Below are 24,166 nucleotides of genomic sequence, written 5' to 3'. Positions count from 1 at the left end.
TAATCATACCTGGATTAATAAGAAAACCCCAGTAGAGCCCTATGAGTTTAACAAAACTTCTTGCTTTAACCGTTGTAACTGATCACGCACCGCCGCCGCCTGTTCGAACTCAAGGTTTTTGGCGTGATCCAACATTTGTTTTTCTAAGCGCTTAAGCTCTCGACTGAGGGCCTTTTCGTCCTTAATAAAGCGCTTTATATCGTCCTGTGAGAGCGCCATGCTAGGCTCCTCCAACGGTGTCATTACCCCGTCAATCATCTCCTTAACTGCTTTATGCACCCCAACTGGGGTAATACCATGCTCCTCATTAAAGGTGATTTGCTTAAGGCGACGTCGCTCGGTTTCATCAATCGCTCTAGCCATGGAGTCAGTGATGCGATCCGCATATAAAATCGCTTTACCGTTTAAGTTACGTGCGGCACGACCAATGGTCTGAATTAAGCTGCGATCGGAGCGTAAAAAACCCTCCTTATCCGCATCCAAAATCGCCACCAACGATACCTCTGGAATATCTAAGCCTTCTCTTAGGAGGTTAATGCCCACTAGAATATCAAAGGTGCCCAAGCGCAAATCACGAATAATTTCAACCCGCTCCACCGTATCAATATCCGAATGCAAATAGCGTACTTTCAGACCATTTTCCTCTAGATACTCGGTCAGATCCTCGGCCATACGTTTAGTTAAAGTCGTCACCAACACACGCTCACCCACGGCAATACGCTCTTTCGCCTCACCCAGCAAATCATCCACCTGAGTCAGTGCAGGGCGCACCTCAACCACCGGATCCACTAAACCCGTCGGTCGTACCACCTGCTCCACCACCTGGTCTGAATGCGCCAACTCATAGTCGGCCGGGGTAGCAGAAACAAACACGCTTTGGCGCATGCGCTGCTCAAATTCTTCAATTCTTAAGGGGCGATTATCTAAGGCGGAGGGTAAACGGAAACCGAATTGCACTAGCGTTTCCTTACGCGAACGGTCACCACGGTACATGCCGCGTAATTGTCCCATCATGACATGACTCTCATCAAAAAACATCAAGGCGTCTTGTGGTAAATAATCAATTAAGGTAGCCGGTGGCTCACCCGGGGCTGCGCCTGACAAGTGTCGCGAGTAGTTTTCAATGCCCTTACAAAAGCCCAACTCCTGCATCATTTCCAAGTCAAATAAGGTACGCTGCTCAATCCGCTGCGCCTCAACCAACATGCCTTGATCGTAGTAATACTGCTTGCGCTCCCGCAGCTCCTCTTTAATGGTTTCAATCGCCCGCAAAATAGTAGCCCGCGGCGTCACAAAATGTGAACTTGGATAAATCGTAAAGCGAGGAATCTCCTGACGCACTCGCCCAGTCAAAGGATCAAATAGCTCAATGCGCTCAATTTCATCATCAAACATACTTAAGCGCACTGCTAATTCGGCGTTTTCCGAAGGGAATATATCAATCACATCACCCCGTACTCGGAAGGTGCCACGGCTAAAGTCCATATCATTACGTTCATACTGCATGGCGACTAGCCGTGCCAATAGCTCGTTGCGAGGGATTTCATCAGCCCGTCTAAGCAATAAAATCATCGCATGATAATCGCTTTGATTACCGATACCATAAATTGTCGATACCGTACCTACCACAATGGTGTCACGTCGCTCCAATAAGCTTTTGGTCGCCGATAAGCGCATCTGCTCAATATGCTCATTTACCGAAGAGTCTTTTTCAATAAATAAATCACGCGCTGGCACATAGGCCTCTGGTTGATAATAATCATAGTAAGAGACGAAATACTCCACCGCATTGTGCGGGAAGAATTCACGCATTTCCGCATAAAGCTGGGCCGCCAAGGTTTTATTCGGGGCCAAAATCAACGCTGGCCTACCTAAGCGGGCAATCACATTGGCCATGGTATAGGTTTTACCCGAACCAGTGACCCCCAATAATGTTTGAAACATTAAGCCGTCATTAATCCCCTCAACCAGCGTATCAATCGCTCCCGGTTGGTCGCCGGCAGGTGGAAATGGTTGATAAAGTTGAAAGGGGCTATTAGGAAATTCTACAAATTTTGCTTGGCTCATTTGATATAATTATTTGCTGTGGATGCGCCCATTGGGCAATAAACCATTATCGCTTTTTTATTCTTTATTTTCAAAATCAGGTGTGTACATACGATGAGTAGTCTATACCAAAACGTGGCCATGGCTCCACGCGATCCTATCTTAGGTCTTAATGAGCAGTTTAACGCCGACCCCCGCCCGCAAAAGGTCAACCTGGGCATTGGGGTTTACAGTGACGACGCTGGTCGCCTGCCTTTACTCAAAGCCGTACGTACCGCTGAGCAATTACATTTTGAAGGGGCTTTGCCACGCGGCTATTTACCAATTGAGGGCTTGGCTGCTTATAACCTAGGTGCCCAAAAGCTTCTTTTAGGTGCAGACTCCTCCTTGATCGCTGAAGGTCGTGCAATCACTATTGAATCCATCGGTGGTACCGGTGCGCTTAAAATCGGGGCAGATTTTTTAAAAACGATCGTCCCGGATGCGACCGTTTATATCAGTGATCCAAGTTGGCAAAATCACCGCGCTATTTTTGAAAACGCCGGCTTTCAGGTAGCTACTTATCCCTATTATTCAGCTGCCACACACAGCTTGGACTTTGAGGCGATGAAGGCACATTTTGAAAGCCTGGCACCGCGCAGCATTCTGATTTTACATGCCTGCTGCCATAATCCAACCGGTGTGGATCCTAGCTTAGCCCAATGGCAGGAGCTCTTAGCGATTATCAAATCGCATCAGCTTATCCCCTTTTTGGATATTGCTTATCAGGGTTTTGGTGCGGGACTTGAGGAAGATGCCCAAGTGGTACGTCTATTTGCTGAATCTGGCATTGAGATGTTAGTTAGCTCCTCATTTTCCAAGTCTTTTTCACTGTATGGTGAACGTGTCGGCGCATTAACCCTCACTACTGATTCTAAAGAGATTGCGACTAAGGTATTGAGTCAGATTAAGACCGTAATTCGTACCAACTATTCTAATCCACCAACGCATGGAGCAACGGTGGTCGCCAGTGTACTTAACTCACCCGAGCTATTCGCCCTATGGGAAGAGGAGCTGAGTGAGATGCGTTGCCGTATTCGTAGCATGCGCGAACAATTAGTTCAAAAGATCAAGGCGGCTGGCGTGAGCCAGGACTTTTCCTTTATTTTGGCGCAAAATGGCATGTTCTCCTACTCTGGTCTCACCAAGAGTCAAGTCGAGCGCCTGCGTGAGGAATTCGGCATTTATGCCGTGGATTCGGGTCGTATTTGTGTCGCCGCATTAAACTCAAACAACATTGATTATGTCGCTAAGGCCATTGCAACTGTGCTTTAATCAGAGGCTGTGGTCTAAATAGTGCTTGCATTTATCTACATTATGATAGAAAATGACTGTACAGATGTACAGTCATTTTCTATTTCGGAGTACCATGAGCATCAAACTCACTGCCCGACAGCAGGAAGTCTTTGACCTGATTCAAGCCAGCATTCGTCGCACTGGCTTTCCACCCACACGCGCCGAAATCGCTCAGAGCTTAGGCTTTCGCTCTGCTAATGCAGCCGAGGATCATCTTAAGGCCCTAGCTAAAAAAGGCGCGATTATTTTGACACCCGGCACCTCTCGTGGCATACGACTAAACCCCGACTTAGAAGCTACGACTCCCGCCACGGCAAGCGCTGCCGCAGCCGAGTTGAGCGAGCGACTGACTACCCTACCCTTGATCGGTCGAGTTGCTGCGGGTAACCCCATCTTGGCACAAGCACATATTGAAAAGGAGATTCCTGTCGATCCTGCCATGTTTGAAGATAAGGCCGACTATCTGCTGCGTGTACGCGGTGAGTCGATGATTGATATAGGAATTTATGATGGTGACTTACTAGCGGTTAAAAAGAGCCAATCCGCACATAATGGCCAAATTGTCGTGGCCCGGATTAATGACGATGTGACGGTTAAGCGCTTTCAAAAGGGTGCAAATCGCATCACGCTCATCGCCGAAAATCAGCATTTTGCGCCCATTATCGTCACTCCCCAAGATGAGTTTGCGATTGAGGGCTTAGCAGTAGGATTAATTAGAAGCCTAAACTAATTTTAATTTTTATAGCGGGTGAGCGCTCACCATATGCATCATAAACTGCGCTCCCCGATACAACTAGCCTATAGAGGCGCTTTAAAGCTTTTTAAGCGCAAGGCATTCGTCAGCACAAAGACGCTTGACAAAGCCATTGCCCCAGCAGCAAACATGGGCGACAACAAGATCCCCTTAAACGGATAGAGAATACCGGCCGCCACGGGTATCAGCGCTGTATTGTAGACAAAGGCCCAAAATAAGTTCTGATGGATATTTTTTATGGTCGCCTGCGAAAGGGCAATGGCATTAGGCACGCCATTTAGGCTACCCGACATCAGCACCACATCCGCCGCTTCCATTGCCACATCCGTACCGGTACCGATGGCAATACCCACATCGGCTTCAGCTAGTGCTGGTGCATCATTAATCCCATCACCCACAAAGGCAACGGCACCATATTGCTTACGTAAAGCGTTAATCTGCTCCAGTTTATCCTGCGGCAACACCTCTGCCACCACCTCATCAATACCAAGACGCTTGGCGATGGCTTCCGCAGTTTGTTGCTTATCCCCAGTAATCATCACTACCTTAAGACCTAAGTCGTGCAAGGCCTGAACCGCTGCGGGGGTACTCTCCTTAATGGGATCGGAGACAGCAATAATGGCAGCCAATTTACCATCAATAGCTGCATACATCGGCGACTGAGCCTCATTTGCTAAACGCAAGGCAGTCGCTTCAAACTGACTAGGATCTAAGCCTAAAGAGCGCATGAAGCGATCTGCGCCGATCGCAACGCTGCGGCCCTCGACCTGCGCTCTTACCCCCATCCCGCTAATGGCTTCAAACTGAGTTAGTGTAGGAAGGCTCAGCCCTTCAGCCTCAGCCGCTGCCACAATCGCATGCGCAATCGGATGCTCAGATTGCTGCTCTACTGCAGCGATTAAGGCTAATACCTCTGAGCGCTGAAAGCCCGCAGCAGTCTCAAGTGCCGTCATGGTTGGACGACCCAGGGTTAAGGTACCTGTTTTGTCGACTGCCACTACCTTAGCATCTTTAAGGCTTTGTAAGGCATCGCCTTTGCGAAATAACACACCCAACTCGGCACCGCGCCCTGTACCCACCATAATTGAAGTCGGTGTCGCCAAGCCCATCGCACATGGGCAAGCAATAATCAATACCGCCACGGCATTGACAAGCGCATAGCTTAAGGCTGGTTGCGGTCCCAACACCAACCATAGTACAAAGGTGATAAAGGCTAATAAGATGACCGTTGGCACAAAGAAATAGGTGACGCGATTGACGACCGATTGAATTGGTAATTTAGCCGCTTGTGCCTGCTCTACCAAACTAATAATCTGCGACAAAACCGTCTTCTCTCCTACAGCACTTGCCTTAAAAGTAAAAGCACCCTGCTGATTAATGGTGCCGCCAATTAACTGGCTACCCGGCACTTTTTCAACGGGAATCGGCTCACCGCTAATCATGGCTTCATCAACAAAGCTCTGCCCCTCCAGCAAGATACCGTCTACCGCAATTCGTTCACCGGGACGCACTTGTAACACGTCATCTAACTGCACCTCTGCGAGCGCTATTTGCTGCCACTCGCCGTTACGTAGTACCCGGGCCTCCTTGGGCTGGAGCCCAACTAAACGCTGAATTGCTGCTGAGGTACGACCTTTGGCTTTAGCCTCTAAATAGCGACCGAATAAAATCAAGGTGACGATCACCGCTGCCGACTCATAATAGACATGGACTGCACCCGTTGGCAGCACAAAAGGGAAAAACGTGGCTACCACTGAAAAACCATAAGCCGCTAGCGTACCGATAGCAACCAAAGAATTCATATCTGGTCCCATACGCAATAAGGCAGGAATACCGATTTGATAAAAGCGGCGACCGGGAAAGCTTAATACCAAGCTGGTTAATAAAAATTGTAAATACCAGCTATTGTGCAAACCGATACGAGTATCCACCCATTGCTGCATGGCGGGTATTAAATGCGCACCCATCTCCAAAATAAACACCGGTAGACTAAGCAGCAAGGCAACGATTAAATCCCTTTTTAAAAGCGCTTCTTCTCTATCTTTGCGTTGCGCTAACTGCTCCACCCATGAGCTGTCAACAGGCGAGCGTGCATCGGACTCAGTCCCTGTCATCGAGGACTGGGGCAATAGCGTTGCGCTAAAACCAGCTTTATGAATCACCGCCTTAATCGCATCAATCTCGGCAGGCGCAGTGGCATCCAAAACAATATCCGCTCGCTCAGTGGCTAAATTGACATTAATAGCCTCTATGCCCTCCATACGCCCTACTAGCCGCTCTATACGGGCCACACACGAGGCACATGTCATACCCTCAATGGTCATGCTTAGATGCGTATTAGACATACTGATTTACTCCAAATAAATGCATTGCTCTGACACTACCCTTAAAACCAAGGCGCATTAGATTAGATACTATCGAAATCGTATATTTAAAGTCCTGATTGATATAGGCACTGCCGCTTATACGCTAAAGACCAGGACCGTTCCCCTATTATCATACGAAAAAAACAACAGTTAATATTAAAAGCCATACTTTTTATAAAAAATCACTTCACAAATACAAATAGGCACCATATAATTATGAATTCAGCGCCCGTAGCTCAGTTGGATTAGAGTGCTTGGCTACGAACCAAGAGGTCGTGGGTTCAATTCCTGCCGGGCGCGCCAGATTTAAAGGGTCACTTCAAATGAAGTGGCCCTTTTTCATTATTGCACCATGATAGTTTAGTTTAGGCTTAGCAATCCCCTCCTAGCCCTTTTCACATGCCTATATCCGTTTTTTAAGATAGCAAGGTCACTCCACCTAAGCAAAAAATCCGAAATACTATGGTTTTCCCTTAATTTAACAATCTAAGGGAAATTGCTATTTACATCGGTCGCTTTTTACGTTAATTTATTGCTATGCATCAATAAGTCTTATGTTTTATATAAGACTGCTTCTAACCTAGTATTATCAAGGCATTAAGTCTTGTATAAGACCAAAAATAAGCAAATTTACTAGGCTAGTACGCTACAACGCAACAAATTTTTTATTAATCAACAGGGAGAGTGTTATGACTCAAAACTATCAAGCTGAAGTTCAAAAGGCTCAAGCAGAAATTAATCAAGCCGGCTCTGGTTGGAACGCTATCAATGCGGATGCTGTTGCACGTATGCGTATTATGAACCGTTTCCAAAATGGTCTGGATATCGCACGTTACACTGCTGATATTATGCGTAAAGACATGGAAGAGTACGATGCTGATCCATCTAAATACACTCAGTCTTTGGGTTGTTGGCACGGTTTTATTGCTCAGCAAAAATTAATTTCTATCAAAAAGCACTTCAAAACCACGGATAAGAAGTATTTATACTTATCCGGCTGGATGGTAGCTGCTTTACGCTCTAAGTTCGGTCCACTTCCGGATCAGTCAATGCACGAGAAAACTTCTGTTGCTGACTTGATCGAGGAGCTTTACACCTTCTTACGTCAAGCCGATGCACGTGAATTAGACTTACTCTTCACGGCCTTAGATGCTGCTCGTGAAGCTGGCGATAAAGCAAAAGAAGCTGAAATCATCGACCAAATCGACAATTTTGAAACCCATGTTGTGCCGATTATCGCGGATATTGACGCTGGTTTTGGTAACGAAGAAGCGACTTACTTACTTGCTAAGAAAATGATTGAGGCCGGTGCATGTGCGATTCAGATCGAGAACCAAGTATCGGATGAGAAACAATGTGGTCACCAAGACGGTAAAGTAACTGTGCCGCACAACGACTTTTTATCCAAAATCAATGCCGTGCGCTACGCTTTCCTAGAGTTAGGTATTCCTAACGGCGTGATTGTGGCTCGTACCGACTCCTTAGGTGCCGGCTTAACTAAGCAAATCGCTATCACACATGAAGAAGGTGATTTAGGTGATCAGTACAATAGCTACTTAGACTGTGAGGAAATCTCTGCTGATCAATTAGCTAATGGCGATATTATCATCAAGCGTGAGGGTAAATTATTACGACCTAAGCGTTTAGCGAGCAATCTCTTCCAATTCCGTAAGGGCACTGGTGAGGACCGCGTCGTACTTGACTGCATCACCTCACTGCAAAACGGTGCTGATATGATCTGGATTGAGACTGAGAAGCCTCACGTAGGTCAGATTAAAGCGATGGTGGATCGTATTCGCGAGGTCGTGCCGAATGCGAAGCTCGTCTACAACAACAGCCCATCATTCAACTGGACACTTAACTTCCGTCAACAGGTCTTCGACAAATGGCAGGAAGAAGGCAAAGACGTTTCTGCCTACAAACGTGATGCACTTATGAGCGCCGAGTATGATGGTACTGAGCTATGCGAAGAGGCTGATAAGCTAATTAGCAGCTTCCAAAAAGACGGTTCTGCTCAAGCTGGTATTTTCCACCACTTGATCACCCTACCAACGTACCACACCGCAGCCCTTTCAACCGATAACTTAGCCAAAGGCTACTTCTCGCCTGAAGAAGCGATGCTTGCCTATGTGAAAGGTGTTCAGCGTGAAGAAATTCGTCAGGGTATTGCTTGCGTTAAGCACCAAAATATGGCGGGCTCTGATATCGGTGATAACCACAAAGAGTTCTTCTCAGGTGATGCGGCACTTAAAGCCTCTGGTAAAGACAACACAATGAACCAATTCAACTTCTAAATCAAATTAGAAGCTTTATTATCGAATAGTTCTATGTCTTGAAATTGGCTTGCTACGGCAAGCCAATTTCGTTTAACACTTTTTCTGGACGATGTTATGACTCAGTACAAGAAAATAGAATCTTTACAAGTTGAAGAGACACTTTTCAATTTGATTAATAATGATATCTTAGCCAATCACCCCCACAAGTTGGACCGTGATGAGTTTTGGAAAAACTTTTCCGATCTGGTAAAAGCACTAGCACCAAAAAACAAGGTCTTACTTGAAAAGCGTGATGCCTTACAAGCAAAAATCGATCAATGGTATCAGCAAAATCCTGGTCCTATTCAGGATATGGAGGCTTACAAAGCCTTTTTAAAAGAAATTGGCTACTTAATTGATGCACCGGCCGATTTTAAGATCAGCACAGAAAATGTTGACCGTGAAATCGCCGAACAAGCCGGTCCGCAACTCGTCGTACCCGCAACTAATGCCCGCTACTCCCTCAATGCGGCCAATGCACGCTGGGGCAGCCTGTACGATGCGCTTTACGGCACCGATGCCATTGATCAGGACGGTGAATTAGCGCCCACTGGCGAATATAATCCACAGCGCGGGGCTGAAGTCATCGCTTTCGGGCGTCGCTTCTTAGATGAGAGCATCCCGCTCGTTGAGGGTTCACACGCAGATGCCGTCGCTTACCGCATTGAAAATGGTGAGCTCAAAGTAAGACTAAACAATGACCATGAAACTACGCTAAAGCATAATGAGCTCTTCGTTGGTTTTAATGGCGATGCCGCCGCACCTAGCTCAATGGTTTTCTTACATAACGGCTTACATTTCGATATTCTCGTCGATAAAAATCACCCCATCGGCCAGCAAGATCCCGCCGGGATTAAGGATATTGTAATGGAAGCGGCACTATCCACCATTATTGACTTTGAAGATTCGGTAGCTGCTGTTGACGGTCCTGATAAAGCCTTAATTTATCGTAATTGGTTAGGCCTAATGACCGGTGAACTAAGCGAAGAAATTGCTAAAGACGGTAAAGTCTTTGTCCGTCGTTTAAACGAAGATCGCGAGTACTTATGTGCGAGCGAGCAAAAGCCTTTTAAACTACCAGGCCGCTCCCTATTGTTCTGCCGCAATGTGGGTCATTTGATGTCTACCCCTGCCGTGTTGGACGAAGCAGGCAATATGATCCCTGAGGGCATTTTAGATGCCGTCGTCACCGCCATTATTGCGGGCTACGATCAGGCACGCGATAGCAATAAAAACAGCCGCAATGGCAGTGTGTATATTGTTAAGCCTAAAATGCACGGCCCTGAGGAAGTGGCTTTTGCCAATGAGCTTTTTGCTGCGGCTGAGCGTGTAGCTAAGCTGCCTAAAAACACCCTCAAAATGGGGATTATGGATGAGGAGCGTCGCACCTCGGTTAACCTTAAAGCATGTATTTACGAGGCAAAAGAGCGTTGCGTGTTTATTAATACCGGTTTCTTAGACCGCACCGGTGACGAAATTCACACCTCAATGCTCGCTGGCCCAATGATCCGCAAAGGTGATATGAAAGCAACGCCATGGATCAAAGCCTATGAAGCCAATAACGTGCAGGTTGGTTTAGCATGCGGTCTGCAGGGCAAAGCACAAATCGGTAAGGGCATGTGGGCCATGCCTGATCTTATGAAAGCCATGCTAGCACAGAAAATCGCCCACCCACAATCTGGCGCTACCACCGCTTGGGTACCCTCACCTACCGGTGCGACTATCCACAGCTTGCATTATCACCAAGTGAATGTATTCGATGTACAAGCCGAAAAAGCAAAGGACAAGACGGACTATCTGGACGATTTATTAACGATTCCGGTCGCTACGGATACCTCATGGTCTGATGCTGAAAAGCAAGAAGAGTTGGATAACAACTGCCAAGGTATTTTAGGCTATGTGGTACGCTGGGTTGATCAGGGTGTAGGTTGCTCTAAAGTGCCTGATATTCACAATATCGGCTTGATGGAGGATCGTGCCACGCTACGCATCTCCAGTCAGCATATTTGCAACTGGTTAGCCCATGGCGTGGTCAGCAAAGCGGATGTGGACGCCGCACTTCGTCGCATGGCTAAAGTCGTTGACGAACAAAATGCTGGCGACCCTTTATATCGCCCCATGTCAGGCAATGAACAAAGTTCCGCTGCTTTCAAAGCGGCGAGTGACCTAATCTTTAAAGGTAAAGAACAGCCTAACGGCTACACTGAGCCTTTACTGCATTACTGGCGCGCTGAAGTTAAAAAGGCTTAATCACAGCATCGTTTTAACTAAGCAAGTCAATTAGCTCAAGCCCATGTGCGCAACAATGCACATGGGCTTTTTGCTGTCTTTATATCCTCTATTGAAGCTCCCAATACACTTTTCCACCAGTATCCGTTATTAACCACAAAAGTTGTGGATAACTTTGTGTATTGCTTGATGACTTCAAGCTATGTGATTGATTTATAAGCTTAAGTCACACTTGATTACATACTAAGCATGCGTACCGCTTGAGGCCGGTCGACAAGGCCAATGCGAGCCAGAGGTAAAAACAAAAAATCGTGATTAATCAATAAGCTAGCTATTTTTTGGATAACATTAAGGTGTCTAGCTAGCGCGACTGTGGTCGAGGCTCCTAAGGTTTTAAACCACGTATAAAGCGGCTAGCATGCCTTGATTTAATCACCATAGATTAACCACAAAAGCTGTGGATAACTTTGTGCATTAACTGATGAATGCGCTCTATCCCATTGATCTAGCAGCTGATATCAGCTTTGCTAAGATTTGAAGCAACACCGCGTAACTTGCTAGCGGTGAGCATAAGGCATACGCCATGGGTGTGAACTTATTTACACTCACAAAGCACATTATTAACAACAAAAAAAGACCTGGCGAAAAATTCAGCACAGGTCTTTGAGACATCAATGGAGGCCGTACGATGACGACAATTTAACTCTCAGCAGAGTCGCCCTCTTCCTCTTGCGTCTCATACGATGTATTAATACTGTCTCTACTAGCGACTTTCAGTACGTTTTTATTACCAGTGTGACGCACATCCTCACCCTGAACCGTATAAATCACACGCTCAGCCATGTTTTTAGCATGGTCGCCAATACGCTCTAAGGAACGTGCCATAAACATTAAATCGATAGCGGAGCTGATGGTACGTGGATCCTCAATCATAAAGCTACTGGTTTCACGTAACACGCTGCGCCACTCTTTATTAATCTTTTTATCACGACGCACCACTTCAGCAGCGGCGATAGGATCGAAACGAGCAAATGCATCCAGTACATCATGCAAGTTTTTGACCACCAGACTACCCATATAACTTAGGTCAACAATGGGCTCAAAACGAGCTTGTTGCTCGATCAGGCGTCTGGCCGTACGCGCCATTTTCTCGGACTCATCCCCAGAACGCTCCAAGTCGGTTAACATTTTAGTGACCGATAAAAGCAAACGTAAGTCAATCGCTGCCGGTTGTTGACGTGCAATCACCTGAGTAATCAAGGAGTCAATCTCAACTTCCAAGTTGTTTACTTCAATTTCATACTCCATGACGCGCTCAACTAATGCCGTGTTACCGGTGCTAAGCGTTTCAACTGCGTCATTAATCATGGACTCAACCAAGCCGCCCATGCGTAGAAACTGAGAACGAATTTGCTCTAAAGACTCGCCGTAACGGGTACTTGTGTGCTGTTCAATCATCTGACACTCCATATTGAAAATTATTACATTGTAATAGTAGATTATGACAACTCAATGACATTAGGCCGTGATAACTTTGACGCCCTGCGGTGCTGCCATTAAAACAACGCTGGCCGGACGCAGTGCAAATAAACCGCAAGTCACCACTCCCGGGATTTGATTAATCTGCTGCTCTAGTGCAGCCGCATCGGCTAATTGAAAGCCTGCCACATCTAAAATAGGATGGCCATTATCCGTAATGAAGCCGCTACGTTCTACCACCTCGCTCGCCCCCAAGGCTTTAAGCTGATTAGTAACGGCGTGCTTTGCCATCTGAATCACTTCTAGGGGAATCTTAAAACGACCTAAATGCGTAACCCACTTAGAATCATCTACAATACAAACAAAACGCTCGGCCACTGAGGCAACGATTTTCTCACGCGTTAGGGCACCACCACCCCCCTTAATCATCTGCAATTTGGGATTCACCTCATCCGCACCGTCCACATACACCGGCATCGAATCGATCTCATTTAACTCAAAGACCTGGATACCATGCGCTTGTAAACGTGCTGCCGTACGTTCTGAACTGGCCACGGTGCCCTTAAACTGATCCTTGTATGGTGCTAAGGCATCGATAAACTTGTCTGCGGTGGAACCGGTGCCCACACCAATCACGGCATCGGCCGTAAAAAACTCACGAATATAGGCTACGGCAGCCTCTGCTACTTGCTGCTTTAATTGATCCTGACTTAAACTCACGCCACGAACTCCTGATAAGAGGCTTCTGAAAAGCCTAATTTAAAACCACCCGGATAAATCAGTAAAGGCCGCTTCATCACGCTGGGATGGGCTTGGATTAAGGCAATGCGATCCGCCTCGCTATTCAACACTTTAGCGCTATCGTCTAATTGACGCCATGTCTGCGAGGCCTTATTAATCAGTTTATCCCAACCTAAGGCGGCTGCCCATGTTGTTAATTGTTCAGCACTCGGCACCTGCTCACGCACATCAATCATAAGCACCTCATGCCCCTGGGCTTCAAGCCACTTTTTTGCCTTAACACAGGTGCTACAACGCTTTAAACCAACTATTTGAAATGACATTCATATACCCTTGAATCTTTAATCGAATTGCCACGACTCAGACTATCTCGCTCAAACAATACCATGATCACCAGATAAACAAGTAATTAGCGGCCTGAAACGGCCGCTAATTACATCAGTTTAACTGTCAGTCTTTTTAAACTGTAAACGATTACCAATGATCACGCAAACACCAACGATAAATATCATGATCGTCGCCAAGGCATTGACCTCGGGTTTAATGCCTAAACGCACACGAGAAAACACCTCGACTGGCAAGGTGGTGTAGCCTGGTCCATTAAGGAAGGAGGCAATCACCACATCGTCCATCGATAAAGTAAAGGCCAGTAACCAAGCAGCCACCATCGCCGGTGCAATTAGGGGTAGCACAATGCTAAAAAATACCTTTAGCGGGGTCGCACCCAAATCCATCGCCGCTTCCTCAAGCGAACGATCCAGCTCCCGAATACGTGAGGCAACCACCACCGAGACATAGGCAACACACAGCACCACATGCCCAACCCAAATGGTAAACATGCCATTTTCTGCGGGGAAACCGACAATGGTTCTGAGCTCAATAATCATCAATAAAATTGACACACCCAAGATCACCTCCGGAATCACCAAGGGCGCATTCAACATACCGATAAAGAGCGGAAAACCTAAAAAAGGCCCTTTACGGACCAGGACATAAGCCGCCCAGGTGCCTACAATCACCGCTGCTGTGGCTGAAAGTACAGCAATCTTGATGGATAACCAAGCCGCTTTTAAAAGATTCGTATCCGCCATCAGGCTTTGATACCAACGCAAAGAAAAGCCCGTCCAAGTCGATTGCAGTGCGGAGTCATTAAAGGAAAAAACCACTAAAGACAGAATCGGTAAATATAAAAACCCGAAACCGACGATAAACACAAAGTATTTAAACAAGGTACTTAGTCTCATCAGTTTTGCTCCTTCAATTGCTTAGCCTGGTTAATCTGGAACAATACCAAAGGAATCAATAAAATCAATAGCATCACCACTGCAATGGCTGCTGCCATTGGCCAATTGGAGTTAGTAAAGTACTGATCCCACATTACTCGACCAATCATATAGGTATTGGTACCGCCTAATAACTCAGGAATCACATACTCACCTACTGAAGGAATAAAGACCAACATCGCACCCGCAATCACGCCAGAAATCGATAAAGGTAAGGTGATGGTAATAAATGCCTTAATCGGTCGCGCGCCCAGATCATAGGCCGCATCAATTAAACGCTGATCATGCTTTAATAGATTGGTATAGAGTGGCAAAATAAAAAACGGTAAATAGGTATAAACCAAACCGATATACACAGCAATATCCGTACGATAAAGCTCAATCGGCGTATCAATAACGCCAAGCCAAATTAAAAAGTTATTGAGCAAACCCTCATTGCGCAGAATGCCGGCCCATGCATAGACCCGCAACAGTAAGGAGGTCCAAAATGGCAAAATCACGCCCAGCAGTAATAAGTTCCGTGTTTTGGGATTGGCTTGGGCAATAAAATAAGCCATGGGATAGCCAATCAAAATACAACATAAGGTGGTGATTGCTGCCATTTTAATGGAGCGTATATACGCCTCTACAAAAATCGTATCAGTAAATAGCGTGATATAGCTTTCTAAATACAGCGAAAAGCGTAAAACAGCGGATTTATATTCAAATAATTGCGAATACGGCGGCTGCCCAAAAATAGACTCCGCAAAGCTGATTTTTAAGACAATTAAAAAAGGTATCAATAATGTCAAAATCAGCCAGACAAACGGCGGCACAATACTTAAGCGCTCACGCGTCGGCAACCAAGAAAATAAAGCAGCTAATCTCGTCATGATGATAATACCGTCCCACTATCCGGACCCCAGGTAATATACACCTCATCGTCAATGCTGGGTGCATCCTCTAAGGCCATACGCGCTGGCATACTGGCATCCACCACTTTACCAGAATCCAACTCAATTTGATAAAGCATATAGCTACCCATCCACGCTACGTGCGTCACCACACCATAGGCCACGTTAACCGAATCATCCGGTTCTTCTGTCAAGACACGAATTTGTTCAGGACGAATAGACACATAGACTTCCATTCCTAAAGGCTCATTGACCCCGTGGCTCACATAGAGCGGGCTTTCTAAATTATCGGATTCAATTAACACGTGATCCGGCTCGTCCACCACAATTCGCCCTTTGAAAATATTGGTATTACCGATAAAGCTGGCAACAAAGCGCGAGTTAGGGAAGCTATACACATCCTTTGGTGTACCCTGCTGAATAATTTCACCGGCAGTCATCACGGCTAAGCGATTGGCCATGGTCATGGCCTCTTCCTGATCGTGGGTCACCATAATACACGTAACGCCCACTTGTTCAATAATTTTAGTCAGCTCAATCTGTGTTTTTTGACGGATTTGCTTATCCAAGGCCGACATCGGCTCATCTAATAACAGTAATTTAGGACGTTTAACCAAGCTGCGCGCTAAGGCCACACGCTGTTGCTGACCACCGGAGAGTTGCGATGGTTTACGACGCGCCATCCCGGCCATTTGCACTAAATCCAAAGCCTCAAACACACGTTGATGAATTTCTTGCTTATCGACGCCCTCTTGCTTTAGTCCGAAGACGACATTAGCCTCTACCGTCATATGTGGAAATAAGGCATAGGACTGAAACATCATATTTACCGGGCGCTTATAGGCCGGCACATTGGCAATATCAACACCGTCAAGAAAAATCTGACCAGAGGTGGGCTTTTCAAAACCGGCTAACATCCTCAATAAGGTGGACTTACCACAACCCGAGCTACCTAACAGTGCAAATATCTCATTGCGCTTAACAGTTAGATCCACCCCTTTAACTGCTACTACCTCACCATAAATCTTTTTTAAATTGACCAGTTTTAAAAACTCGTCATCAGTCGTTGCTGTCGTCGCTATGCGTCCATCAGTCATAGTAATCTCAATTCCTCTTGCTAAAATTGATTAATGGCCCGTCAATTAAGAAAGTCTTAATCCTACGGGCCATTGATAAAAGCAAAGCTTATCGCTTGTTTAACAACTAGCGTCCTGCTTTTAGCTCAGCCCATAAGCGGGTTTGTAAACGAAGAATATTCATCGGCTGAGGCTTAATCACAAAGAGTGTTTTAGCCTTTTCAGCGCTCGGGTATAACTCTTCATTTTCTGCTAGCTCAGGTAAAACATGTTCACGTGCGCTTTTATTCGCATTGGTAAAGAACATTTCATTGGTAATCGCCGCATGTACTTCGGGTGTTTCAATGTAGTTAATAAACTTCATTGCATTATCAAAGTTAGGGGCATCTTTAGGTACTGCCATGGTATCAAACCATACTGGCGCACCGTCATTAGGCGTAAAGTAAGCGACCTCAAAGTCACGCTTCGCTTCTTTGGCTCGGTCAGCAGCAATCATCACATCACCATTAAAACCATAGACAAAGCATAAGTCGCCAGAAGCTAACTCATCGATATAACCAGAGGAGCTGAACTGACGCACATAAGGACGAATCTTTTTCAAAACCTCTATCGCCTCACGGTAATCCGCCTCTTCAGAACTATTAGGATCCTTGCCTAAATAATGTAGAACGGCTGGGAAAACCTGTGCCGCCTCATCCAAAATAGACACACCACAACTGCGTAGCTTTTCTACCTTGGCAGGATCGAATAAATTAGACCAGTCGCGGAAATCGTAGTCCTCACCCATGATTTCTTTGACCTTGGTCACGTTATAGCCCAGACCATTGGTGCCATAACCCCAAGGGATTAAGTATTCATTGCCCGGATCGACTTGTGCCACCACGGCCATAATATCTGGATCCAAATGCTTCCAGTTAGGGATTTTGGATTTATCTAGCTTTTGTAGTAAACCGGCCTCAATCTGACGCGCTGCATAGTGAGTGGCTGGTACAACCACATCATAGCCAGACTTACCAGTTAATAACTTCGCTTGTAAAATATCATTGGTATCGTAGGTGTCGTAACGGACTTTGATGCCGGTTTCACGTTCAAAACCAGGAATTGTATCGGGTGCAGTATATTCAGCCCAGTTATAGACATTGACGACATTATCATCTTGTGCGGTAGCAGTGCCGGCAACAAGGGTGGAAAACATTAAAGCGAGACCAATTGACTTCAGTTTCATCTGAGCAAACCCCCTTATACAAAAAAACAAAAAACTAATGATATAGCTAATTTAGCTTAAAGGGCTAATTATTTTCAATTAATTGATAATATTTTGAAATTTGTTCCATAAATACAATACTTTGTTCCCCACAAAGCTTGATTAAGGAGCGCTCTAAGCGAGCTAAATTCTGTTGCCGTTGGCGCGGAGTCACGGTGATTTTTTTGGCCTTATCAAAATCAATGATATAAGCTTGCATTGGCTCACTACCACATAAAATATTATGAGCATTTAAATCTGCATGCCATACGCCTAAATCGTGCATTTGATGAATGCTTTTTGCCGTTGCTGCGGCGTAGGCGGCTGCCATCTCTTCATCCAGCGCCTGCTGCAGATAGTGCTGACAAATCTCAGCCAGGCTTTGGCTATCCGCAATTAAACTGGTAATTAACGCCATTTCACAAAATAAACCCTGGCGCTGATAACATGCGCCTAAGGCTTTGGGCACAGCGAGCCCTGCCTGCTGCAAATAAGTCAGTATGCTGAATTCCTGAAAGGCCCGACTTTGTTCAGGACCGGTAAAAAAATACTTTGATTGATTAAATTTACCAATCAAACCACCACGCCGATACTGTCTTAACACCGCCGGACCTACTGCGGTCGGGATATACCAAGCCGCATTACGACCGCCACTACCCACCTTTACAGCCTCGCGCTGATAATGTGATGGCTGAAAGATCGCTGGGCTAAAGCAAGCCTCTAAACTAAGTCCACGACTGAGTATCGCAGCTTGCCACTCTGGATGAATTAACACTCCCCAATTCTTAGCTTGGACCGTTACTGTGATTGCCATAGACCATTATCCTAAACATTTGAATTTGCTTTGCATTGTCAACGACTTCATCATTTTATCGCTGCAGGCACTTATTTAAATAGCAGTAATAAAAAGGTCAGCAACAACACCAACACAAACAGCCTTTTTAAAAAGACTTCCGATAAATGCATCGCTAATCGGATCGCCTGTCGCACCATCAATACCCCACCAATAGCGAGCGGAATTCCAATAGACCAATCGGTATTACCATGCCAAGCATAGGTAATAAGCGCCATGGTCACGCCTGGCAAGACCAACGCTAAACCAATACCTTGGGCGACTACCTGTCGATAACCGTAAATTAAGGTTAAGACAGGCACGGCGATTAAGGAACCACCCACACCGAAAAAGCCTCCTATCAAACCGGCAGCTAAGCCTAACACCAGAAAACCCACCGTGCCCATTGCTCTATGCGGTGGGCGTGGCTTAGTTAAATCGACATTTTTACGGGGTAAAGTTTGCCATAAATATAAGCAAGCTAATAGTAAAAGCAAAAAAGCAAAGCAGCGTCTTAACAATACGGGATCGATGTGTTGAGCCCAAGTTGATGAGAGATTGGTAAAAATAATATTCACCAGAATCGCCAGGCCGACACCCTTAAAATCAATTTTATGATGCTTGTTATAACCGTACACTGCGAGCAAAACATTGCCCACAATCATCACCAGACCGGTGCCTTGAGCTAATTGCTGTGGCATATCAAAGACAATGGCCAACATCGGTATCGCCACAATACCACCGCCAATGCCGACTAAGGCACCTACAAAGCCAATGATCGCTCCGAGTGCCACAAACATGGCAAAATTTAAAACCAGCTCCAAAGCGCTACTCTCTTCTTAAATAGTCAAAAATATCAACAAGACGAGAAACTGGCCAAATAGTCAGTCCCGGCAGTGGCTGCTTCGGTGCATTATGCTTAGGGATCATGGCAATTTCAAAGCCTAATTTTGCGGCCTCTTTAAGGCGCTCCTGACCACGGGTAGCGGGTCGAATTTCACCAGCTAAACCTACCTCACCAAAAGCAAAAAAGCCCTTAGGCAGTGGTTTATCACGCAAAGAAGAAATTAACGCCAAAATCACCGGCAAGTCGGAAGCGGTTTCACTGATACGGACCCCGCCCACGGCATTAATAAACACATCCTGATTAAAGGTGGGGATACCGCCATGCCGATGTAAGACCGCCAATAGCATAGCTAAACGTCCCCCATCCAAGCCTAGACTAAGACGTCGAGGATTAGGTACATGCGCAGTATCGGCCAAGGCCTGAATCTCCACCAATAAGGGACGTGTACCCTCTTGAGTCGCCATCACACACGAACCTGCAATATCACTAGAATGCTGAGATAAGAAAATCGCCGAGGGATTATTAATACCTCGTAAGCCCTTATCCGTCATGGTAAAAACGCCTAATTCATTGACCGCGCCAAAACGGTTTTTAAAAGCACGAATCAAGCGATGCGAAGAATGACTATCGCCCTCAAAATATAACACCGTGTCAACAATATGCTCCAGCACACGCGGTCCGGCCAGACTGCCATCCTTGGTCACATGACCAATCATCACTAAGGCTATATCGTTTTGCTTTGCTAAACGCGTTAGTTGCGCAGCACATTCACGCACCTGTGAGACTGAACCGGGGGCTGCGGTCAGTTCCGAAGAAAACATGGTCTGAATGGAGTCAATCACAACCACTTTAGGACTTACCTCGGCCACCGCGCGTTGAATTGCTTCCAGTTGAATTTCCGCTAATAACTGTACTGACTCGGTATTTAATTCCAAGCGCTTGGCACGTAAGGCGACCTGCTGATCCGATTCCTCACCTGTAACATACAATACATTTTGGCTAAAGGATAAACTAGTTAATACTTGAAGTAACAGAGTCGATTTACCGATCCCTGGATCGCCACCAATGAGCACCACCGAACCAGCCACTAAGCCACCACCCAAAACACGGTCAAACTCAGTCAAGCCGGTACTCATACGCGGCGTATCCTGCATCTGTACATCAGCCAAACGACGCACCGTGCTGCTAGCTGCCAAATGCTCAAAACGATTAGCCACAGCGGCTTTGCTAAGGGGCTGTTCACGCGTTTCCTCTAAGGTATTCCACTCTCGACAATGGGGACATTGCCCTTGCCATCTCAGCGTGGTACCACCACAGGATTGACAACTGTAGATTGTTCTTGCTTTTGCCATTGACTTACTAAATTATTTCCTTGGGTACGCGTAAATTTAAATGACAGAGCGTCTCATATGAACCCATCCGCGCACATTCCGTCACCCGATCAATGGTAGGACCACCCTCACCCCAAAGGGTGACCCAATCGCCAAGCTTAGCGCTTGGCACCGGATTTAAATTAATGCTCATCATATCCATCGACACCCGTCCAGCTAGGGTCGTTTCAATGCCATTTACCACGACTGGCGTTGAGGCATCAGCCCAGCGCGGATAACCGTCGGCATAACCACATGCCACAATCGCAATACGGGTAGGCTCCTGAGCGGTAAAACGACTACCATAACCCACCGTCTCGCCTGCACGCACCTGCTGAATGGCAATAATCTGTGCCTTTAAGGTCATGGCGGGTTTTAAATTAAAATCGATAGCAGCCTCATGTTCGGCATTGCCCATAGGTGAGGCACCATATAAACAAAGGCCCGGACGAATAATATTGCGATAGCCTTCTAATAATAAATCATCGGCATAGCGTAAGCTGGCAGCTGAATTACATACACTTAAGGACTCAATCCGGAACTGCCTTAACTGCGCCTGTTGTAGCGCCTGCCGCATACGTGCCCAAGCATCATCCACGGAGTCACGATCAAAGGCATCAGCATCGGCAAAATGCATCATCATGATGACCTCTGAGACTTTAGCCTGTGACTGCAGCTGCGTCAATTGTGTCAACACCGACGACAACAGCTCTGGTCTGAAACCCAAGCGATTCATACCGGTATTCACTTTAAGCATCACCTTGAGTGCGGCACCGGCAGGCAATGAGCGCAACTCATCTAACTGCTCCTGACAATGAATGGCGGTGATGCTGCGAGTATGTTGTAAAAGCTCCAAATCTGCTTTTTCAAAAAATCCCTCAAGTAAGACTAGCTCCTTGTGCCAGCCTAATTCTCGCAGCCTTGCTAACATCTCGGTTTCGATCACTGCGATGCCGTCGGCTGCGGCAAAGCCCTGCACCGCAGCTTCAATGCCATGACCATAGCCATTCGCCTTAGCGACGGCAAATGTTTTAGTGCGCTCAAAGCGTGCCGCACCCACCTGCTGCGCAATATGCTGCTGTACCGTGCGCAAATTATGCGCCATATTAGAAGTAGAAATGGTTGCTAAAATTGGACGAGGCAAGTCAACACCCTCAAGAAAGTCTTAAAAAATTTAAGCTTAACGCATCACAAATTAAGCATAGGCTTTATTGTACGCCTTTTAATTTTTAGTGCAGCAGTAATTCCCCTAAAAAGTCATTAGCTAAACGAGCGATTGCGCGCTAAAAAACGCTTATCTCGCCAAGTCTTGTTAAAATAGTCGCTGCTTGATTATTTATCTACACGCTTGCAATGACACCTCAAGAATATTGTGCCACTAAAACAAATCGTCCGGCCAGCAGCATTTATTATGCGCTGCTCACCACAACGGTGGAGCAACGCCCACATCTGATCGCCCTACTGGCCTTACATAAAGAGATTAATGAGGTACTGAGCGAGTGTAAGGAAGCCTCTGTGGCGCGAATTAAATTAGCGTGGTGGCATGCAGAGATAGAACGTGCTTTGGCGGGTCAAGCGAGTCACCCCATTAGCCATGCCCTATCAGCCGAAGGGGCACTGCTGGCACCATCGGGTTCTGATCAAAGTCGCTTACAGCAACACCATCAACTCCTATCAGCCATGATTAAAGCCACCGAGATGGATTTAGATCAGGGGCGCTACCTGGATTGGCCTAATCTAGAACAATATCTGCAACTAAATGCTGTCGCCTTAGCCAAATTACTTGCTTGGCAACTGCTTGGCAAGGACTACCAAGCAGCAAAACACGAGCAGCCAGTCACGTTAATCGCCAAAGGCATTGGCCTCAGCATGATCATTCGTGATGTGGGCCTACACAATATACAAGGTAGAATTTATATTCCCATGTCAGATCTGCGTCGCTTTAATGTGACCGCTCACCAAATTCAACAGCGACAGCCTGGGGATAATTTTAATGCCTTAATTGCCTTTGAAATTCAGCGTGCCAGGGATTTTTTTGAGGCCGCTAACCGTGAGCTTAAGCAACTGCCTAAAGCGGATGTGCGGCGCCTACGGCCCCTGATAACCTTGGCCACCATGCATAAGCAATTACTACAAAAAATTGCTAAAGAACCGAGCCTTATTTTTAATCATCGTCTAAGCCTAAGCCCACTACGTAAGGCGTGGATCGCTCAAAAGCACCACTTTAGCGCTAATACTATCTAAGCAGACAGCTAGCCTCTGCGCGGCCGTGACATACGAAATAAGGTATCCTCAGTGATTTCATAGTAATCGGCGGGTCCTCCGGCGCGCAGCACGCGACGCAAACGCTTGGCTTGAAATACACCCGCCTCATCAATCAGCTCATGCTCAATATGTACACGCACCACCTGAGCCATGACCACCCAAGTCGGCCGCAAAACCCCATCCAGATCCCGCAACTGCTCACAGGAGAGCACTTTACACTCCATGCTAATCGGGCTTTCCGCTACGCGCGGCGCCGCCACCACCTCACCAGTTAAGGGACTTAGCTTAGCAAAAGCAAACTCATCCACCGGTTCCTCAATACAACTTAGGTTCATTTGCTCAGCGAGTTCACGAGTCACTATATTCCATGTAAACTCGCCCGTTTCGTGTACATTGACAATGGTGTCTTTTTTTGAACCAACAGCTGAAAAAATCAAAACGGGTGGCTCATAACTAAACAAATTAAAAAAAGAAAAAGGGGCTAAATTTAAAATGCCGCTAGCACTACGCGTACCAACCCAGGCAATGGGTCGGGGACCCACTATTGCATTTAATGGATCATGGGCTAAACCATGGCCCTCGGCCGGTGTGTATGAGTGAAAACGCTGTGTCTTCATCAATGGATTCCCTCCCCCTCTGTGCCAACATCACGTTGATTTACTTTCTGCACGCCAATTAAAAAACTCGCTTAATCCGATAATCGCTAAAAAGAATAGCCAAAACAAATTCGGATAGTGCTCAGATAAACTTTTAAACTCCGGTGAAAGATGACGGATTAGCACCATATGATACAAAGCAAATAGCGCAAAACTCAACACTGCCGCAATGATGCGCTGCTTATAAAAGTAGCGGTAAGCAAATGCCGCAATTAAAGCCGGTGCAGCATACAGCATCGTCATGGTGATCATGCCAAAAACGGCAAAACCGAAACTGCCCATCAGGCTTAACTGCCCACCATCACCCGTTGCAAAACCATAAAAACGACTGAAGCTAAAGACAAAGCTTAGCAGTAACATCGCTTTAATCAGTTGCAAAAAATAAAATAAATAGCTTTGCTGCATTCGCCACCTCACATAAAACAAAGGGGTTTGC

Annotated in this window: 20 protein-coding genes and 1 tRNA gene; 6 read left to right on the top strand and 15 right to left on the bottom strand. The window is 46.3% G+C overall.

What is annotated here, in order from left to right:
• Positions 1-39: 39 nt before the first annotated feature.
• A complete protein-coding gene (gene uvrB, locus HMPREF3144_RS03575) occupies positions 40-2,067 on the bottom strand; it encodes an excinuclease ABC subunit UvrB (RefSeq protein ID WP_036558375.1) in 2,028 nt (675 codons plus the stop codon).
• 93 nt (positions 2,068-2,160) lie between these two features.
• Here uvrB and HMPREF3144_RS03570 point away from each other — a divergent pair, with 93 nt between their 5' ends.
• Both HMPREF3144_RS03570 and lexA read left to right on the top strand, forming a co-directional pair.
• Positions 2,161-3,360 (top strand): amino acid aminotransferase, encoded by a 1,200-nt coding sequence (locus HMPREF3144_RS03570; RefSeq protein WP_048767528.1) that lies wholly within the window; start codon positions 2,161-2,163, stop codon positions 3,358-3,360.
• A gap of 94 nt (positions 3,361-3,454) precedes the next feature.
• The gene (gene lexA / locus HMPREF3144_RS03565; protein WP_036558372.1) at positions 3,455-4,111 is read left to right on the top strand and encodes a transcriptional repressor LexA; all 657 of its coding nucleotides are present in this window, start codon (positions 3,455-3,457) and stop codon (positions 4,109-4,111) included.
• A gap of 68 nt (positions 4,112-4,179) precedes the next feature.
• Here the strand turns inward: lexA and HMPREF3144_RS03560 are convergent, their stop codons facing one another.
• The gene (locus tag HMPREF3144_RS03560) at positions 4,180-6,480 is read right to left on the bottom strand and encodes a heavy metal translocating P-type ATPase (protein WP_070476446.1); all 2,301 of its coding nucleotides are present in this window, start codon (positions 6,478-6,480) and stop codon (positions 4,180-4,182) included.
• 246 nt (positions 6,481-6,726) lie between these two features.
• Between HMPREF3144_RS03560 and HMPREF3144_RS03555 the strand changes: the two genes are divergently transcribed.
• The 3 genes from HMPREF3144_RS03555 (at position 6,727) to HMPREF3144_RS03545 (ending at position 11,066) form a co-directional block, all read left to right on the top strand.
• A tRNA-Arg gene (locus HMPREF3144_RS03555) sits at positions 6,727-6,804 on the top strand.
• 386 nt (positions 6,805-7,190) lie between these two features.
• Positions 7,191-8,795, top strand: a complete 1,605-nt coding sequence (locus tag HMPREF3144_RS03550; protein WP_018026163.1) for an isocitrate lyase — start codon at positions 7,191-7,193, stop codon at positions 8,793-8,795.
• A 96-nt stretch (positions 8,796-8,891) separates the two neighbouring features.
• The gene (locus HMPREF3144_RS03545) at positions 8,892-11,066 is read left to right on the top strand and encodes a malate synthase G (protein ID WP_070476444.1); all 2,175 of its coding nucleotides are present in this window, start codon (positions 8,892-8,894) and stop codon (positions 11,064-11,066) included.
• A gap of 678 nt (positions 11,067-11,744) precedes the next feature.
• Here HMPREF3144_RS03545 and phoU read toward each other — a convergent pair.
• The 11 genes from phoU to alr all read right to left on the bottom strand — a co-directional run bounded on the left by phoU (position 11,745) and on the right by alr (position 21,953).
• The gene (phoU, locus tag HMPREF3144_RS03540; RefSeq protein WP_036558366.1) at positions 11,745-12,503 is read right to left on the bottom strand and encodes a phosphate signaling complex protein PhoU; all 759 of its coding nucleotides are present in this window, start codon (positions 12,501-12,503) and stop codon (positions 11,745-11,747) included.
• A gap of 60 nt (positions 12,504-12,563) precedes the next feature.
• Entirely contained in the window at positions 12,564-13,244 is a 681-nt protein-coding gene (gene rpiA, locus HMPREF3144_RS03535) for a ribose-5-phosphate isomerase RpiA (protein ID WP_070476442.1), read from the bottom strand.
• Positions 13,241-13,588 carry an arsenate reductase family protein gene (locus tag HMPREF3144_RS03530; protein WP_070476440.1) on the bottom strand — a complete coding sequence of 116 codons (348 nt, stop codon included), beginning with the start codon at positions 13,586-13,588 and terminating at the stop codon, positions 13,241-13,243. Before HMPREF3144_RS03530 ends, rpiA begins: the two co-directional genes overlap by 4 nt.
• A gap of 120 nt (positions 13,589-13,708) precedes the next feature.
• Positions 13,709-14,509 (bottom strand): ABC transporter permease subunit, encoded by an 801-nt coding sequence (locus HMPREF3144_RS03525; protein WP_036558361.1) that lies wholly within the window; start codon positions 14,507-14,509, stop codon positions 13,709-13,711.
• Entirely contained in the window at positions 14,509-15,420 is a 912-nt protein-coding gene (locus HMPREF3144_RS03520) for an ABC transporter permease subunit (RefSeq protein ID WP_018026169.1), read from the bottom strand. Before HMPREF3144_RS03520 ends, HMPREF3144_RS03525 begins: the two co-directional genes overlap by 1 nt.
• Positions 15,417-16,538 (bottom strand): ABC transporter ATP-binding protein, encoded by a 1,122-nt coding sequence (locus HMPREF3144_RS03515; RefSeq protein ID WP_070476438.1) that lies wholly within the window; start codon positions 16,536-16,538, stop codon positions 15,417-15,419. Before HMPREF3144_RS03515 ends, HMPREF3144_RS03520 begins: the two co-directional genes overlap by 4 nt.
• A 106-nt stretch (positions 16,539-16,644) precedes the next feature.
• Positions 16,645-17,742 (bottom strand): polyamine ABC transporter substrate-binding protein, encoded by a 1,098-nt coding sequence (locus HMPREF3144_RS03510; protein WP_018026171.1) that lies wholly within the window; start codon positions 17,740-17,742, stop codon positions 16,645-16,647.
• Positions 17,743-17,806: 64 nt separating this feature from the next.
• Positions 17,807-18,574 carry a 3-deoxy-D-manno-octulosonic acid kinase gene (locus tag HMPREF3144_RS03505; protein ID WP_070476436.1) on the bottom strand — a complete coding sequence of 256 codons (768 nt, stop codon included), beginning with the start codon at positions 18,572-18,574 and terminating at the stop codon, positions 17,807-17,809.
• Positions 18,575-18,645: 71 nt separating this feature from the next.
• The gene (locus HMPREF3144_RS03500) at positions 18,646-19,416 is read right to left on the bottom strand and encodes a sulfite exporter TauE/SafE family protein (RefSeq protein WP_048767539.1); all 771 of its coding nucleotides are present in this window, start codon (positions 19,414-19,416) and stop codon (positions 18,646-18,648) included.
• A gap of 4 nt (positions 19,417-19,420) precedes the next feature.
• Entirely contained in the window at positions 19,421-20,791 is a 1,371-nt protein-coding gene (gene radA, locus HMPREF3144_RS03495; RefSeq protein WP_070476434.1) for a DNA repair protein RadA, read from the bottom strand.
• Between the two features lie 7 nt (positions 20,792-20,798).
• On the bottom strand, positions 20,799-21,953 hold the full coding sequence (alr, locus tag HMPREF3144_RS03490; protein WP_070476432.1) for an alanine racemase: 1,155 nt from the start codon (positions 21,951-21,953) through the stop codon (positions 20,799-20,801).
• A 209-nt stretch (positions 21,954-22,162) separates the two neighbouring features.
• On the opposite strand from alr, the gene HMPREF3144_RS03485 reads away from it, so the two are divergent.
• Complete coding sequence (locus HMPREF3144_RS03485) at positions 22,163-23,053, top strand: squalene/phytoene synthase family protein (protein WP_018026176.1); 891 nt, start codon at positions 22,163-22,165, stop codon at positions 23,051-23,053.
• Positions 23,054-23,061: 8 nt separating this feature from the next.
• Here HMPREF3144_RS03485 and HMPREF3144_RS03480 read toward each other — a convergent pair whose 3' ends face one another.
• Positions 23,062-23,691: a flavin reductase family protein gene (locus tag HMPREF3144_RS03480; RefSeq protein ID WP_018026177.1), complete on the bottom strand. Its 630-nt coding sequence runs from the start codon at positions 23,689-23,691 to the stop codon at positions 23,062-23,064.
• A 30-nt stretch (positions 23,692-23,721) separates the two neighbouring features.
• Positions 23,722-24,135: a hypothetical protein gene (locus HMPREF3144_RS03475; RefSeq protein WP_018026178.1), complete on the bottom strand. Its 414-nt coding sequence runs from the start codon at positions 24,133-24,135 to the stop codon at positions 23,722-23,724.
• Positions 24,136-24,166 lie beyond the last annotated feature (31 nt).

Source organism: Oligella sp. HMSC05A10 (assembly GCF_001808335.1).
GTDB classification, from domain to species: Bacteria; Pseudomonadota; Gammaproteobacteria; order Burkholderiales; family Burkholderiaceae_B; genus Oligella; species Oligella urethralis.
The sequence above is the reverse complement of the archived record's forward strand: the minus strand, read 5'-3'. Positions and strand labels throughout refer to the sequence as shown.

Excerpts from the sequence above, each read along its gene's own strand:
- uvrB (WP_036558375.1), bottom strand. The coding sequence starts at position 2,067 with ATGAGCCAAGCAAAATTTGTAGAATTTCCTAATAGCCCCTTTCAACTT.
- HMPREF3144_RS03570 (WP_048767528.1), top strand. The coding sequence starts at position 2,161 with ATGAGTAGTCTATACCAAAACGTGGCCATGGCTCCACGCGATCCTATC.
- lexA (WP_036558372.1), top strand. The coding sequence starts at position 3,455 with ATGAGCATCAAACTCACTGCCCGACAGCAGGAAGTCTTTGACCTGATT.
- HMPREF3144_RS03560 (WP_070476446.1), bottom strand. The coding sequence starts at position 6,480 with ATGTCTAATACGCATCTAAGCATGACCATTGAGGGTATGACATGTGCC.
- HMPREF3144_RS03550 (WP_018026163.1), top strand. The coding sequence starts at position 7,191 with ATGACTCAAAACTATCAAGCTGAAGTTCAAAAGGCTCAAGCAGAAATT.
- HMPREF3144_RS03545 (WP_070476444.1), top strand. The coding sequence starts at position 8,892 with ATGACTCAGTACAAGAAAATAGAATCTTTACAAGTTGAAGAGACACTT.
- phoU (WP_036558366.1), bottom strand. The coding sequence starts at position 12,503 with ATGATTGAACAGCACACAAGTACCCGTTACGGCGAGTCTTTAGAGCAA.
- HMPREF3144_RS03530 (WP_070476440.1), bottom strand. The coding sequence starts at position 13,588 with ATGTCATTTCAAATAGTTGGTTTAAAGCGTTGTAGCACCTGTGTTAAG.
- HMPREF3144_RS03525 (WP_036558361.1), bottom strand. The coding sequence starts at position 14,509 with ATGAGACTAAGTACCTTGTTTAAATACTTTGTGTTTATCGTCGGTTTC.
- HMPREF3144_RS03520 (WP_018026169.1), bottom strand. The coding sequence starts at position 15,420 with ATGACGAGATTAGCTGCTTTATTTTCTTGGTTGCCGACGCGTGAGCGC.
- HMPREF3144_RS03515 (WP_070476438.1), bottom strand. The coding sequence starts at position 16,538 with ATGACTGATGGACGCATAGCGACGACAGCAACGACTGATGACGAGTTT.
- HMPREF3144_RS03510 (WP_018026171.1), bottom strand. The coding sequence starts at position 17,742 with ATGAAACTGAAGTCAATTGGTCTCGCTTTAATGTTTTCCACCCTTGTT.
- HMPREF3144_RS03505 (WP_070476436.1), bottom strand. The coding sequence starts at position 18,574 with ATGGCAATCACAGTAACGGTCCAAGCTAAGAATTGGGGAGTGTTAATT.
- radA (WP_070476434.1), bottom strand. The coding sequence starts at position 20,791 with ATGGCAAAAGCAAGAACAATCTACAGTTGTCAATCCTGTGGTGGTACC.
- HMPREF3144_RS03485 (WP_018026176.1), top strand. The coding sequence starts at position 22,163 with ATGACACCTCAAGAATATTGTGCCACTAAAACAAATCGTCCGGCCAGC.
- HMPREF3144_RS03480 (WP_018026177.1), bottom strand. The coding sequence starts at position 23,691 with ATGAAGACACAGCGTTTTCACTCATACACACCGGCCGAGGGCCATGGT.
- HMPREF3144_RS03475 (WP_018026178.1), bottom strand. The coding sequence starts at position 24,135 with ATGCAGCAAAGCTATTTATTTTATTTTTTGCAACTGATTAAAGCGATG.